This window comes from Paracoccus haematequi, from assembly GCF_900631945.1.
Lineage (GTDB): Bacteria > Pseudomonadota > Alphaproteobacteria > Rhodobacterales > Rhodobacteraceae > Paracoccus > Paracoccus haematequi_A.
On the sequence record NZ_UZWE01000035.1, the window covers coordinates 20276 to 33947 of the forward strand.

The 13672-nt window shown below is 67.3% G+C and carries 16 protein-coding genes and 1 pseudogene; 11 read left to right on the forward strand and 6 right to left on the reverse strand.

What is annotated here, in order from left to right:
- Positions 1-44 precede the first annotated feature (44 nt).
- The 4 genes from PARHAE_RS12425 (at position 45) to PARHAE_RS12440 (ending at position 3533) form a co-directional block, all read left to right on the forward strand.
- Positions 45-1316 carry a M23 family metallopeptidase gene (locus tag PARHAE_RS12425; protein ID WP_241232795.1) on the forward strand — a complete coding sequence of 424 codons (1272 nt, stop codon included), beginning with the start codon at positions 45-47 and terminating at the stop codon, positions 1314-1316.
- Positions 1306-1797 carry a bactofilin family protein gene (locus tag PARHAE_RS12430; protein WP_126154930.1) on the forward strand — a complete coding sequence of 164 codons (492 nt, stop codon included), beginning with the start codon at positions 1306-1308 and terminating at the stop codon, positions 1795-1797. The genes PARHAE_RS12425 and PARHAE_RS12430 overlap by 11 nt, the downstream gene beginning before the upstream one ends.
- Positions 1798-1962: 165 nt before the next feature.
- Positions 1963-2811, forward strand: coding sequence for a fumarylacetoacetate hydrolase family protein (locus tag PARHAE_RS12435; protein ID WP_126154931.1), 849 nt, complete (start codon positions 1963-1965; stop codon positions 2809-2811).
- Positions 2811-3533 carry an SDR family oxidoreductase gene (locus PARHAE_RS12440; protein ID WP_126154932.1) on the forward strand — a complete coding sequence of 241 codons (723 nt, stop codon included), beginning with the start codon at positions 2811-2813 and terminating at the stop codon, positions 3531-3533. The genes PARHAE_RS12435 and PARHAE_RS12440 overlap by 1 nt, the downstream gene beginning before the upstream one ends.
- Here PARHAE_RS12440 and PARHAE_RS12445 read toward each other — a convergent pair.
- From PARHAE_RS12445 to PARHAE_RS12460, 4 genes are all read right to left on the reverse strand, one after another.
- Complete coding sequence (locus PARHAE_RS12445) at positions 3530-4327, reverse strand: DUF2189 domain-containing protein (RefSeq protein WP_126154933.1); 798 nt, start codon at positions 4325-4327, stop codon at positions 3530-3532. The two genes, PARHAE_RS12440 and PARHAE_RS12445, sit on opposite strands and share 4 nt — an antisense overlap.
- Before the next feature lie 73 nt (positions 4328-4400).
- Complete coding sequence (gene coaD, locus PARHAE_RS12450; protein ID WP_126154934.1) at positions 4401-4895, reverse strand: pantetheine-phosphate adenylyltransferase; 495 nt, start codon at positions 4893-4895, stop codon at positions 4401-4403.
- Between the two features lie 75 nt (positions 4896-4970).
- On the reverse strand, positions 4971-5432 hold the full coding sequence (locus PARHAE_RS12455) for a CBS domain-containing protein (protein ID WP_126154935.1): 462 nt from the start codon (positions 5430-5432) through the stop codon (positions 4971-4973).
- Between the two features lie 58 nt (positions 5433-5490).
- The gene (locus PARHAE_RS12460) at positions 5491-6387 is read right to left on the reverse strand and encodes a LysR family transcriptional regulator (protein WP_126154936.1); all 897 of its coding nucleotides are present in this window, start codon (positions 6385-6387) and stop codon (positions 5491-5493) included.
- Positions 6388-6484: 97 nt separating this feature from the next.
- Between PARHAE_RS12460 and PARHAE_RS12465 the strand changes: the two genes are divergently transcribed.
- Positions 6485-7984, forward strand: coding sequence for a CoA-acylating methylmalonate-semialdehyde dehydrogenase (locus tag PARHAE_RS12465; RefSeq protein WP_126154937.1), 1500 nt, complete (start codon positions 6485-6487; stop codon positions 7982-7984).
- A gap of 42 nt (positions 7985-8026) precedes the next feature.
- Here PARHAE_RS12465 and PARHAE_RS12470 read toward each other — a convergent pair whose 3' ends face one another.
- Both PARHAE_RS12470 and PARHAE_RS21100 read right to left on the reverse strand, forming a co-directional pair.
- Positions 8027-8626: a VPLPA-CTERM sorting domain-containing protein gene (locus PARHAE_RS12470; protein ID WP_126154938.1), complete on the reverse strand. Its 600-nt coding sequence runs from the start codon at positions 8624-8626 to the stop codon at positions 8027-8029.
- 15 nt (positions 8627-8641) lie between these two features.
- Positions 8642-8806 carry a hypothetical protein gene (locus PARHAE_RS21100; protein ID WP_164555235.1) on the reverse strand — a complete coding sequence of 55 codons (165 nt, stop codon included), beginning with the start codon at positions 8804-8806 and terminating at the stop codon, positions 8642-8644.
- Between PARHAE_RS21100 and PARHAE_RS12475 the strand changes: the two genes are divergently transcribed.
- The 6 genes and pseudogenes from PARHAE_RS12475 to PARHAE_RS12500 all read left to right on the forward strand — a co-directional run.
- Positions 8805-9968, forward strand: a complete 1164-nt coding sequence (locus PARHAE_RS12475) for a carboxylate-amine ligase (RefSeq protein ID WP_126154939.1) — start codon at positions 8805-8807, stop codon at positions 9966-9968. The two genes, PARHAE_RS21100 and PARHAE_RS12475, sit on opposite strands and share 2 nt — an antisense overlap.
- Positions 9969-10003: 35 nt before the next feature.
- Positions 10004-11149 carry an acyl-CoA dehydrogenase family protein gene (locus PARHAE_RS12480; protein WP_126154940.1) on the forward strand — a complete coding sequence of 382 codons (1146 nt, stop codon included), beginning with the start codon at positions 10004-10006 and terminating at the stop codon, positions 11147-11149.
- 1 nt (position 11150) lies between these two features.
- Positions 11151-12158 (forward strand): enoyl-CoA hydratase/isomerase family protein, encoded by a 1008-nt coding sequence (locus PARHAE_RS12485; protein WP_126154941.1) that lies wholly within the window; start codon positions 11151-11153, stop codon positions 12156-12158.
- Positions 12155-13021, forward strand: coding sequence for a 3-hydroxyisobutyrate dehydrogenase (mmsB, locus tag PARHAE_RS12490; RefSeq protein ID WP_126154942.1), 867 nt, complete (start codon positions 12155-12157; stop codon positions 13019-13021). The genes PARHAE_RS12485 and mmsB overlap by 4 nt, the downstream gene beginning before the upstream one ends.
- An 86-nt stretch (positions 13022-13107) precedes the next feature.
- A complete protein-coding gene (locus tag PARHAE_RS12495; RefSeq protein ID WP_126154943.1) occupies positions 13108-13422 on the forward strand; it encodes a hypothetical protein in 315 nt (104 codons plus the stop codon).
- A 6-nt stretch (positions 13423-13428) separates the two neighbouring features.
- Positions 13429-13672: pseudogene (locus PARHAE_RS12500) on the forward strand (transposase); the annotation flags it as partial.

Here is a 13672-nt window from a genome sequence, read left to right on the forward strand (position 1 = left end):
GGCGCGATGTCGGGGGACATGATTTGCCAAACGTGACGAACCGCTTGAACGCTTCGCTGGAACGCATCCTGCCGGAAAAGCGCCTGTTCCTGCGGTCCGACGATCACAGCCGGTTCGTCCGCCTGCGCCCCCTGACCCAGCTTGTCGGCATCAGCGGCATCACCCTGGCCTTCGGCTGGACGCTGGTCGCAAGCTCGGTCCTGGCGATCGACGCGATCAGCGCGGGGTCGTCGCGCGGCGGCATCGCCAGCACCCAGACCGCCTTCGAACAGCGCCTGACCGAGCTGTCCCAGGAACGCGACGCCCGCGCGGCCGAGGCCTTGGCCGCGCAGAACCGCTTTGCCGTCGCGCTGGAGCAGGTGTCGCAGATGCAGTCGCAACTGCTCGCCTCCGAGGAAAAGCGCCGCGAGCTGGAGGCCGGGCTGGATGTGGTGCAATCCACCCTGCGCAGCGCGATCAGCGATCGCAACGACACGGTGGCCGATGGCGCGCCTGCCGGGGACGCCGATCCGGCCCGCGACCAGGAAGTCGCCGCCGCCCTGGACATCCTGACCGGAGAGCTGCGCCAGACCGCCGACGAACGCGCCACCGCCGTCCAGCAGGCCGAGGAAGCCCGCCGCGCGGTCGAGGAACTGTCCCTGGAACGCGATCAGATCCTGGCCCGCAACGACGAAATCCTGACCCAGCTGGAAAACGCCGTCAGCGTCTCGGTCAAGCCGCTGGACGACGTGTTCCGGTCGGTCGGCATGAACCCCGAGGACGTGCTGGACACGATTCGCGAGGGTTATTCGGGCCAGGGCGGTCCGCTGACGCCGATGGGCCGGTCCACCCGCGGCGATGCGGCCCTGACCAACAGCGAAACGAAGGCCAACCAGATCATCGTCACGCTGGACCAGATGAACACCTATCGCATCGCCATGGAAAAGCTGCCGCTGGCGATGCCGGTCAAGGATTCGTTCCGCTATACCTCGGGCTTCGGGCGCCGCTGGGGCCGCGCGCATGAAGGCATCGACATGGCCGCGCCGGTCGGCACGCCGATCCATGCGACGGGCGACGGCATCGTGACCCATGCAGGCCGCCAGGGCGCCTACGGCAACCTGATCAAGATCCAGCACGAACTGGGGGTCGAGACGCGCTATGGCCACCTGTCGCGGATTCGCGTGAAGGTCGGTCAAAGGGTGTCGCAAGGCGAGCGGATCGGTGATATGGGCAATACCGGACGCTCGACCGGGCCGCATCTGCACTATGAGGTGCGCATGAAGGGTCGGGCGGTTGACCCGATGAGCTTCATCAAGGCAGCAAGCAATGTTCAGTAAGACCCGCGTGACCGAGAAACCGCAGACCCCCGCAGCCTCGGACCCCACCACCTCGTTCGAATCCCCTGTCTCGCCCAGCTATGACCGGGCCGAATCCGCCCCGACGGCGCCCGCGCGGCGGTCCGCGCCGTCGATCCTGTCGTCGGATCTGACGGTGACCGGCAATATCCGCACCGAGGGCGACATCCAGATCGAAGGCACCGTCGAAGGCGACATCCGCGCCCATCAGCTGGTGATCGGCGAAAGCGCCACCATCCGGGGCGAGATCGTCGGCGACGAGGTTGTCGTGAACGGCCGCGTGGTGGGCCGCGTCCGGGGCCTGAAGGTGCGCCTGTCGGCCAGCGCCCGCGTCGAAGGCGACATCATCCACAAGACCATCGCCATCGAATCCGGCGCGCATTTCGAAGGGTCTGTCCAGCGGCAGGAAGATCCTATCGCCAACGGCCCCACCAAGAAGCTGGCGCCGCCCGCCACCGAATAGCACCTGCCTGACGGGCAGGGAACGGCCCGCCCCGCGCGGGCCGTTTCGCTTGGGCCGACCATCCCGGACTTTCGCCCCCGCCCGCATAAAGCATGTGGCAAACGGGGAAAGTCGCACCGTGCGGGATCGGCTAGGCTTCGGCCACCGGATTACAGGGGGGAACGCATGAAACTGGTTCGATATGGCGACAAGGGGTCCGAGCGGCCGGGGCTTCTGGACGGCGACGGCCGGGTGCGCGACCTGTCCGCGCATGTCGCCGACATCGCGGGCGCCAGCCTGACGCGCGACGGTCTGGCGGCCCTGCGCGCAATCGACCCGGCCTCGCTGCCGTTGGTCGACGGCGTGCCGCAGCAGGATCTGCGGCTGGGCGCCTGCGTAGCGGGCGTGGGCAAATTCCTGGCGGTCGGTCTCAACTATGCGGACCATGCCGCCGAGGCCTGGATGGAGGTTCCGGCCGAACCGATCCTGTTCACCAAGTGGACAAGCTGCATCGCCGGGCCGGACGACGATTTGCCCCTGCCCGCGGATTCGACCGCGACGGACTGGGAGGTGGAACTGGGCATCGTCATCGGCGACGGCGGCGGCAACATCGCCCTGGACAAGGCGGCAGCCCATATCGCCGGTTATTGCGTCATCAACGACATCAGCGAACGCGACTGGCAGTTGCGGCGCGGCGGCACCTGGGACAAGGGCAAGGGCCATGACGGCTTCGGCCCCATCGGCCCCTGGCTGGTCACGGCGGACGAGATCGCCGACCCCCGCGCCCTGCGCCTGTGGCTGGAGGTGGACGGCCGCCGCTTCCAGGACGGCAGCACCGCGACGATGGTCTTCGGACCCGAGGAAATCGTGTCCTATGCCTCTCGCTTCACGACGCTGCATCCGGGTGACGTGATCGCCACCGGAACGCCGCCGGGCGTGGGCATGGGACAGAACCCGCCGGTCTATCTGCGGCGCGGGCAGGTGATGCGGCTGGGAATCGACGGGCTGGGCCAGCAGCGGCAGCGGGCCGTCTGATGGCCCAGGCGCGCACCATCATCGTCACCGGCGCGGGCAGCGGCATCGGGCGGGCGACCGCCCGGCGCTTCCTGGCGGCGGGATGGCGGGTCGGGCTGCTGGGCCGCCGGGCCGATGCCTTGCGCGACACGGCGGGCGATGCTCCGGCGCTGATCCTGCCCTGCGACGTGACGGATGACGCGGCGGTCGACGCCGCCTTCGACCGCGCCCATGCCGCCTGGGGGCGGCTGGACGTGCTGTTCAACAATGCCGGGCGCGGCGCCGATCCGGTCACGCCCGACGCCATGGACCCCGCCGCATTCCGCGACGTCATCGCCGTCAACGTCACCGGCATGTTCCTGTGCGCCCGCGCGGCCTTCCGCGTGATGCGGGCGCAGGCGCCGCAGGGCGGGCGGATCATCAACAACGGCTCGATTTCCGCCCATGCGCCGCGGCCGGGATCGGTGGCCTATACGACCTCGAAACATGCCGTCACGGGGCTGACGAAATCCCTGTCCTTGGACGGGCGGCCCTTCGGGATCGCCTGCGGCCAGATCGACATCGGCAACGCCGCGACCGAATTGCTGAGCCAGGTCAGCACAAATTCCCCGAACGCCGAGCCGCTGATGGACGTGTCGGTGGTGGCCGATGCCGTGCTGCACATGGCGGGCCTGCCGCAGGGCGCGAATGTGCAGTTCATGACGGTGATGGCCACCAACATGCCCTTCATCGGCCGGGGTTAGTTCGCCATCACCCGGCGATAGATGTGCCAGCTGGCATGGCCCAGCACCGGCAGCACGATCAGCAGCCCCAGGAAGCCGGGGATGATCGCCACGAACAGCCAGATCGCGATCAGCGCGGCCCAGGCCGCCATGACGCCCGGATTGGCCGCCACCGCCCGGCAAGAGGTGATGATGGCGGTGATGAAATCGACTTCCCGGTCCAGCAGCAGCGGCAGACCGACCACGGTAAAGCTGAACAGCACCGCCGCGAAACCGCCGCCGATCAACGTGCCCAGAACCAGCATCGCCAGCCCCCTGCCCTGCAACAGCACCTCGGCCGAGCTTGTGATATGGGTCAGCGCCGACACGCCCATGAACAGCGCGAAGACGGTATGGGCGACGAAGACCCAGAACATGAACAGCAGCAGGATCACCATCGCCATCGACGGGATCTGCCGCTGGCGCTGTTCGAACACCACGCGCAGGATTCGGGCCGTTTCCAGCGGCTGGCCCGCCTCGATCCGGCGGCTGACCTCGTAAAGGCCGGTGGCGGCGAAGGGGGCGATCAACGGAAAGCCCAGGATGAAGGGAATCAGCCACCAGTCCCGCCCCGACGCGAAGGCGACCGAGGCCAGCGCCCAGCCGCCCAACACATAGAAGGCCGAAAACATCAGGCCGAAGGCGGGCGCGCGGCGGAAATCGCGCCAACCCAGGGTCAGCGCGGCGGACAGATCCGACAGGGCGATTTGGGCGGGTTCAGGAATGTCGTCGGGCAAGTTGTGGTCGTCGCGCGCGGGCAGGTCGGGCCGGGTCAAGGAATCCCTCCGGTTGTCAAGTCAGGGCGCGCGTTCGACCGGATGCTAGCAGCGCGACAAATTGTCGCAAGCCCTATCCGCCAAAGCGGTCCGACAGCGCCTGCTGGACCGGCGGCGTCACGAATTTCGACACGTCGCCGCCCAGGCGGGCGATTTCCTTGACCAGCTTCGAGGCGATGGCCTGCCGCCGGGCATCGGCCATCAGGAACACGGTCTCGATGCTGGCATCCAGGGCGCGGTTCATGCCGACCATCTGGAATTCGTATTCGAAATCCGCCACCGCCCGCAGCCCGCGCACGATCACCTGCGCGCCGACGTCGCGGGCGCAGTCGATCAGCAGGTTCTCGAACGGATGGACGACGATCTCGCCCCCCGTGCGGGCGGCGATCTGGTCGCATTCGGCCTTAACCATCGCCACGCGGTCTTCCAGGCTGAACAGGGGCGACTTGTCGCGGTTGATGGCGACGCCGATCACCAGACGGTCCACCAGCGCCATGGCCCGCTGGATGATGTCGACATGGCCCAGCGTGATCGGATCGAAGGTGCCGGGGTAAAGACCGATACGCATGAACGGGCGTCCTTTGCTTGCCTGCCCCGCAGGGAAAGCGGATTCCTGCCGGGATTGCAAGCGATTGCGGCGCCGTCAGGCGCCCATGATCATTCCGGTCAGCGCCTCTTTTTCGGCGGCCAGTTCCTTCAGCCGCCCGCTGACCGCATCGCCGATGGACACAACGCCCAGCATCTCGCCGTTGTCGTCCACCACGGGCAGGTGGCGGAAACGTCCCTGGGTCATGCGTTCCAAGATCGCCAGCGCGTCCTCGGCCAGGGTGCAGGTCTGCACGTCGCGGGTCATCACCTCGGCGATGGGGGTGGACAGCACGTCCGGCCCATGCGCGCCAAGCTGGCGCACGATGTCGCGTTCGGACAGGATCCCCTGCGGCTTCCTGCCGTCGCTGGACACCACCACGGCACCGACACGCAGGTCGGCCAGCATCCTCACGGCCTCGCCCAGGGTCGCCTCGGGGCGGATGGTCAGGATCGTCTGCGCTTCGATGCCGGGCTTGCCCGAGGCGGTTTTCATCGACAGCAGCTGATTGACGAGCATGGGACATCCTCCGGTGGCGTTTTTGCTAAATCCATCATTTTCCCCGAATCGTGATCCGTCAAGTGCGACGAAGTTGCGATTCAAGCCGCGCGACCTCGGCCCTGAGGCCCTGGGCCAGCAAGTCGGCCAGCAGCGACAGGCGGCGCGAGGCGCGGTCGTCGGCGTGGCGGATCAGCCAGAAGCTGCGGCGCAGGGCGATGCGGTCGGGCAGGACCAGCTCCACGCCCGGCGCGAAGGGGATGGCGAAGTCGTGGACGATCCCCAGCCCCGCCCCCGCCCGGATCGCCTGCATCTGCACCGACACGGAATTCGAGGTGATCGCCGCGCTCTCGACCCCGGTTTCCGACAGGTAATCCAGTTCGCGGTCGAAGATCATGTCGGGGATATAGCCGATCATCCGGTGCCCGCGCAGATCGGCCAGATCGCGGATCGGGGGCGCCGCGCGCAGGTAATCCCGATGCGCGGCAAGGTGCAGGTGGTAATCGGTCAGACGCTGCACCGTCAGCCGCCCGGTGTCGGGCGGGGATACGGCGACCGCCATGTCGGCTTCGCGCTTGGTCAGGTTCACCACGCGCGGCAGGGCGACGATCTGGATGTCCAGCCCCGGATGGGCCGCGCACAGGTCGCGCGCCACCTGCGGCAGCAGATAGTTCGCGCAGCCGTCCGGGGCGCCGATGCGCAGCTGGCCGGTCAGTCCGGCCTCGCGCCGCACCGCCTCGGCGGCGGCATTGGCGCCCTGCTCGGCCGCTTCGGCAGGGGCGATCAGGCGCGCGCCCTCGGCCGTCAGGGCATATCCCTGCGGCGTCTTGGCGAACAGCGCCGCGCCCACCGCGCCCTCAAGCCGGGCGATGCGGCGGCCGATGGTCGACGCGTCCATGCCCAGCCTGCGCCCGGCGCCCGACAGGCTTTCGGTGCGCGCCACCGCCAGGAAGATGCGCAGGTCGTCCCAGTCCATCCCACCGCCTTTGCAAGAATGCAAAACGTCTTTGCCATCCTTCCTCTTTATCCGGCAATTCCGCAAGGCTAGGCTGCCCGCAGATCAGGAGGATGCCATGGAAGAACTTTCGCACTGGATCGACGGCAAAGAGGTCAAGGGAACCTCGGGCCGCTTCAGCGATGTCTATAATCCCGCGACGGGCGAGGTGATCGCCCGTGTCCCTCTGGCCACCCCGGCCGAATTGGACGCCGCCATCCAAAGCGCAGCCAAGGCGCAGGTCGGCTGGGCCGCCACCAACCCGCAGCGCCGCGCCCGCGTGATGATGAAGTTCGGCCAGTTGATCAACGACAACATGGACGCCCTGGCAGAACTGGTCAGCCGCGAACACGGCAAGACGCTGCCCGATGCGCGCGGCGATGTGCAGCGCGGGCTTGAGGTGATCGAGGTCTGCATGGGCGCCCCGGCCATGCTGAAGGGCGAATTCACCGACAATGGCGGCCCCGGCATCGACCTTTATTCGATGCGCCAGCCGCTGGGCGTGGTCGCGGGCATCACGCCCTTCAACTTTCCCGCCATGATCCCGCTGTGGAAGATGGGTCCGGCGCTTGCCTCCGGCAACGCGATGATCCTGAAGCCGTCGGAACGCGTGCCCTCGACCTCGATCCTGCTGGCGAAGCTGGCGCAACAGGCCGGGCTGCCCGATGGCGTGTTGCAGGTGGTGAACGGCGACAAGGAAATCGTGGACGCGATCCTGGACCATGACGTGATCCAGGCGGTGGGTTTCGTGGGGTCCACGCCGATCGCGCAATACATCTATGGCCGGGCGGCGACCAACGGCAAGCGCGCGCAGTGCTTTGGCGGCGCCAAGAACCACATGATCATCATGCCCGACGCGGATCTGGACAAGGCGGCGGATGCGCTGATCGGCGCGGGGTTCGGCGCGGCGGGCGAACGCTGCATGGCGATTTCCGTCGCGGTGCCGGTGGGCGATGCCACGGCGGACGCGCTGATCGAGCGGCTGGTGCCGAAGATCGAGAAGCTGAAGGTCGGCCCCTATACCGCGGGCGAGGACGTGGATTTCGGCCCGGTCATCACCAAGGCCTCGCAGGACCGCATCAACCGGCTGATCGCGTCCGGCGTGGATCAGGGCGCGGATCTGGTCGTCGACGGCCGCGACCTGAAGATCCAGGGTTACGAGAACGGCTTCTTCTGCGGCCCGTCGCTGTTCGACCGCGCCACCCCGGACATGGAGATCTATAAAGAGGAAATCTTCGGCCCGGTCCTGACCACGGTGCGCCGCGACAGCTATGAGGACGCCTTGAAGCTGGTCATGGACAACGATTACGGCAACGGCACGGCGATCTTTACCGCCGATGGCGACACGGCGCGCGACTTTGCCAGCCGGGTCAATGTGGGCATGGTCGGCATCAACTTCCCGATCCCGGTGCCGCTGTCCTATTACAGCTTCGGCGGCTGGAAGAAATCGGCCTTCGGCGACCTGAACCAGTATGGCCCGGACGCCTTCCGCTTCTACACCAAGACCAAGACCGTCACCGCACGCTGGTTCTCGGGGATCAAGGACGGCGTGGCGCTGAACTTCAAGGCAATGGACTGAAACGGCGAAGGGCGGGGATGGTCCCCGCCCTTTCCTTTTCGATCAGAGGCGCTTGCGACGGCGGAGCATCGCGAAGCCGCCCATCCCCGCCAGCATCAGCCCGCCGGCGGCAGGCAGCGGCACCGGCGCGACCTCGGTCACGTCCAGGTCGTCGAAGCGCAGGTTGCCCTTGAAATGGCCGGTGCCCGGATCGCCCAGGGTCAGGTCGACGATCTTCAGAAAGCCGATGTTCTGAAAGACGCCGTTCCGGGACAGATCGGCCGCATAGCCCTTGGCCATCTGGATCGCCACGCCGCCCAGCATATCGCCCACCGCCAGCGTCACCGAACCCTTGTCGCCGACCAGCTTCATCGGGCTTGCCGCCGAAACGATGCTGAACCAAAGGCTGTTCACGGTGAAGCCACCGCCGCCAAGACGCGTCAGCGTCGTCTCGCGGAAGGCGTTTTCGGCGGCGCAGTTCTGCTTGGACTTGTTGGCGCAGGAGGCGCTGACGACCCGCACCTTGTCGAAGACGAAGCCGTCCTCGACATAGCCGGTATGGGTTCCCAGCGAGGCGTTGGAGAAGTCGATGACGGCGGCCGAAGCCCCCACGCCCGGCAGGGCCAGCATGGCGGCCAGGGCAGCTTTTCTCAGCAGGTTCATTGGAACACTCAACTTTTAAACAAATGCTAGCTGGCTCTTTATCGCGGGTTTTGGCGAGTAGAAAGAGATAAATTCTACCTGAACACGAAAAATGTCGGCTTTCGCCCGTGTTGCAACGGTGCGGGCCTTGCGCCCGCCCGCGCCGACGGGTTCCATGCGGCAAACGATGAAGGCGGCCATGACCAGCACACCCGATTTCACCCTGGGCATCGAAGAGGAATATCTGCTGGTCGATCCTGACACGGGCGATCTGGCCCCTGCCCCCGACGCCATGATGCAGGCCTGCCGCGACGCCCTGGGCGACAGCGTGACCCCGGAATTCCTGCGCTGCCAGATCGAGGTCGGAACGCCCGTATCGGCCGACATCGCCCAAGGCCGCGAACACCTGGCGCATCTGCGCCGCACGGTGGCGCGAATCGCGGCGGATTACGGGCTGGCGCCGATCTCGGCGTCGTGCCACCCCTTCGCGGATTGGCGCGACCAGTTCCACACCGACAAGGACCGCTATCACCAGTTGTCGCGGGACATGGGGGCGGTGTCGCGGCGGATGCTGATCTGCGGGATGCATGTCCATGTCGGCATCGAATCGCCGGCGCTGCGCATCGACCTGATGAATCAGATGACCTATTTCCTGCCGCATCTGCTGGCGCTGTCTGCCTCCAGCCCGTTCTGGCAGGGCAGCGACACCGGGCTGGCCTCGTATCGGACGACCGTCTTCGGAGGAATGCCGCGCACCGGCCTGCCGCCGCAATTCAGCGGGTGGGAGGAGTTCGAGCGATCGGTGCAGGCGCTGATCGGCCTGGGCATCCTGGAGGACAGCAGCAAGATCTGGTGGGATCTGCGCCCGTCGTCGAAATTCCCGACGCTGGAGACGCGGGTCTGCGACGCCTCGCCCCGGCTGGACGACACGATCACCCTGGCTGCGCTGATCCAGGCCACCACGCGGATGCTGTGGCGGCTGTCGCGGCAAAACCAACGCTGGCGGCAATACGACCCGTTCCTGATCGCCGAAAACCGCTGGCGCGCCGCGCGATACGGCATGACCGAAGGCCCCATCGACTTTGGCGCGGAAACGATCATCCCCTTCGGCCAGGCGGTCGAGGACTGGCTGGCGCTGATCGCCCAGGACGCCGATGCCCTGGACAGCCAGCCCCAGGTCGCCCGCACCCGCGACATCGTGGCCGAAGGCGGCTCCGCAGCCCGCCAGCGCGCCGTTCTGGCCCGCGCCATGGCCGCGGGCGCGACGCGGGACGAGGCGTTGATCGAACTGGTCCGCCACCTGATCGCGGAATTCCACCACGGCCTGCAACCCTTGCCAAATCGGGACAAGCCGGGCAATTAAACGCATGTTCAATTTCTAACGGGGGGAATAAGGGCATGGATTTCGCGCTGACCGAGGAACAGCAGGCGATCTTCGACATGGCGCGCGATTTCGGCCGCGATCGCATCGCCCCCCATGCCCGCCAGTGGGAATCCGACGGCACCATCCCGCGCGACCTGTGGTCCGATGTCGCCGCCCTGGGCTTCGGCGGGTTGTACGTGTCCGAGGATCATGGCGGATCCGGCCTGTCGCGGCTGGACGGCACCCTGGTCTTCGAGGCGCTGGCGATGGCCTGTCCTTCGGTCGCGGCCTTCCTGTCGATCCACAACATGTGCGGCGGCATGATCGAGAAATTCGGGTCGCCCGACGCCAAGGCCCGCTGGCTTCCCGGCCTGTGCAGCATGGAGACCGTGTTCAGCTATGCCCTGACCGAACCCGGCAGCGGATCGGACGCCGCCGCCCTGCGCACGCGGGCTGACCGGACCGATGGCGGCTGGCGGCTGAACGGGACCAAGGCCTTCATCTCGGGCGGCGGGTATTCGGACGCCTATATCGTCATGGCCCGCACCGGATGCGACGGGCCGCGCGGAATCAGCGCGGTCATCGTTCCCGACCGCACGCCCGGCCTGTCCTTTGGCGCCCCCGAGGACAAGATGGGCTGGCGCGCCCAGCCCACCGCGCAGGTCCAGTTCGACGATTGCAGGATCCCGGCCGAAAACGTGCTGGGCGAGGAAGGGCGCGGCTTTGCCTATGCGATGGCGGGGCTTGACGGCGGGCGGCTGAACATCGCGGCCACCGCGCTTGGCGGAGCTCAGGCGGCCTTGGACGCGACGCTGGCCTATATGGGCGAACGCCGCGCCTTCGGGCAGACGCTGGACCAGTTCCAGGCCCTGCAATTCCGCCTGGCCGAGATGGAGACCGCGCTGCAATCGGCGCGCATCCTGCTGCGCCAGGCGGCGTGGAAGCTGGACAACGCCGCGCCGGACGCCACCAAGTTCTGCGCCATGGCCAAGCTGCATGTGACCGACCGCGCCTTCGAGGTGGCGAACGGCTGCCTGCAACTGCATGGCGGTTACGGCTATCTGGCCGATTACGGGATCGAGAAGATCGTGCGCGACCTGCGCGTGCATCAGATCCTGGAAGGCACCAACGAGATCATGCGCCTCATCGTCGGACGGGCGATGCTGGCCGAACGGGGGTAACATGAACGACCTGAACATCCGCAAGACCGGCCGCGCCGGGCGCATCACCTTCACCCGGCCCAAGGCGCTGAACGCGCTGAGCCACGACATGGCGCTGGCGATCCACCGCGCCCTTGACGGCTGGCGCGACGATCCCGACGTGGCCCTGGTCATCATCGACGCCGAGGGCGAGCGCGCCTTCTGCGCGGGCGGCGACATCGCGGCGGTCTATCGCGCCGGGCTGGCGGGCAATCACGCCCTGGGGCAGCAGTTCTTCGCGGACGAATACCGCATGAACGCCGCCATCGCCGATTATCCCAAGCCCATCGTCGCCTTCATGCAGGGCTTCGTGATGGGCGGCGGCGTCGGCGTGGGGGGCCATGCCAGCCACCGCATCGTCGGCGACACCACCCAGATCGCCATGCCCGAATCCGGCATCGGCCTGATCCCCGATGTGGGCGGCACCTGGCTTCTGTCCCGCGCGCCGGGGCGGATCGGCGAATACCTGGCGCTGACCGGCGCCCGGATGGGCGCGGGCGACGCGATCCACGCGGGCTTCGCCGACATCTACCTGCCCGAGGACCGCTGGCCCGACCTGATTTCCCGGCTGGAAACCACCGGCGACCTGTCGCTGATTGAGGGCGAGGACGCCCCCACCGCGCCCTTGCGCACAATGGACCTGTCGCCGTTTGCCCAAGACACGGTCGCCGACATCATCGACGCGCTTGAACAGGACGGCGACGCCCAGACCCTGAAGATCCTGCACGCCAATTCGCCCCTGTCGATGGCGGCGGGGCTGGCGATGGTTCGGGCCGCGCGCGACGACGCCCGGATGCAGGATTCGCTGGCCCGCGAATACCGCTTTACCTCTCGGGCCACCCAGGACACCGACTTCCTGGAAGGGGTGCGCGCCCAGATCATCGACAAGGACCGCAAGCCCAGGTGGATGGCCGATGCCAGCCCCGCCCATGTCGCGGCACTGCTGGCCCCGCTGGGGCATCACGAACTGACCTGGAGGGAACCGGCATGAAGATCGCATTCATCGGGCTTGGCAACATGGGCGCGCCGATGGCGCTGAACCTGGCAAGGGCCGGTCATCAGGTCATGGGCTTCGATACCGCCGCCCGGCCGGATGGCCTGACCATGGCCGACAGCGCGGCGGCGGCGGCGGCGGGCGCGGATGTGGTCATCACCATGCTGCCCAACGGCCAGATCCTGCGGGCGGTCGCGGATCAGGTGATCCCGGCGATGCGTCCCGGCGCGATCCTCTGCGACTGCTCAACCGTCGATGTGGACAGCGCCCGCGCTGTCGCGGATCAGGCCCGTGCGGCGGGCCTCGGGGCGCTGGATGCGCCGGTCTCGGGCGGGATCGGCGGCGCGCAGGCGGGCACGCTGACCTTCATGGTGGGCGGGCCGGACGAGGCATTCGCCACCGTCGCGCCCTTGTTCGACATCATGGGCCAGAAGGCCGTCCATTGCGGCGATGCGGGCGCGGGCCAGGCCGCCAAGATCTGCAACAACATGATCCTGGGCGTCACCATGATCGCCACCTGCGAGGCCTTCGCGCTGGCCGACAAGCTGGGCCTGGACCGGCAGAAGATGTTCGACGTGGTGTCCACCAGTTCCGGCTACAGCTGGTCGATGAACGCCTATTGCCCGGCGCCGGGCGTGGGGCCGAAATCCCCCGCCGACAACGACTACAAGCCCGGCTTCGCGGCCGAACTGATGCTCAAGGACTTGAACCTGTCGCAGGCGGCGGCGGCCTCCGCCGGGGCCGATACGCCGATGGGCGCGCTGGCCCGGCAGCTTTACGACCGCTTCGTGGAACAGGAAGGCGGACGCGGCCGCGACTTTTCGGCAATGTTGCCACGGTTCGTCGAAAAAAACGGCTGACATGACGGAACTGTGACGCCATCAGGGAACCGGGGCAGCGTTCGCCCGGTTTCCATCGCGGAAGGTCGACACAGCCAGGCAAGACGATGATACGCAAGATCATGGTGATCGCGGCTGCCGCAGCGGCAGCCGTCCTGATCGCAATATCCAGCAACGAGGCGCCCCAGGCCCAGGGCACGACCCAGGCCGCGATGGCCCGGTCGGAACAAAAACCGCTGCGCCCCGGCGACATCCTTTCCCCCGACGCCACGAATTTCATCGACTTTCCCGGCCGCTACGGCCTGGGCACCGACCTGCCCGGCAGCCGCTACGCCATCGTCGACGGCCATCTGGTGCGGATCGACCCCGACACGATGGAACTGCAATCCATCCTGCGCAAAGACACCGTGGCCCTGGACTGACCGGCACTTTACGGCCTGAAGGTCTCCCCCGACCTGATCAGCCGCGTCACTGACGCGGTTCTGGACGAGGTTCGGGAATGGCAAAGCCGGGCACTGGACCGGATGTATCCGATCGTGATCTTTGATGCACTGCGGGTGAAGATCCGCGATGCCGACAGCCGGATGGTCAAGAACAAGGCTGTCTACATCGCCCTTGGCGTGACCCGTGACGGCCTGCGCGAGGTCCTGGGCCTTTGGATCGCTGAAAACG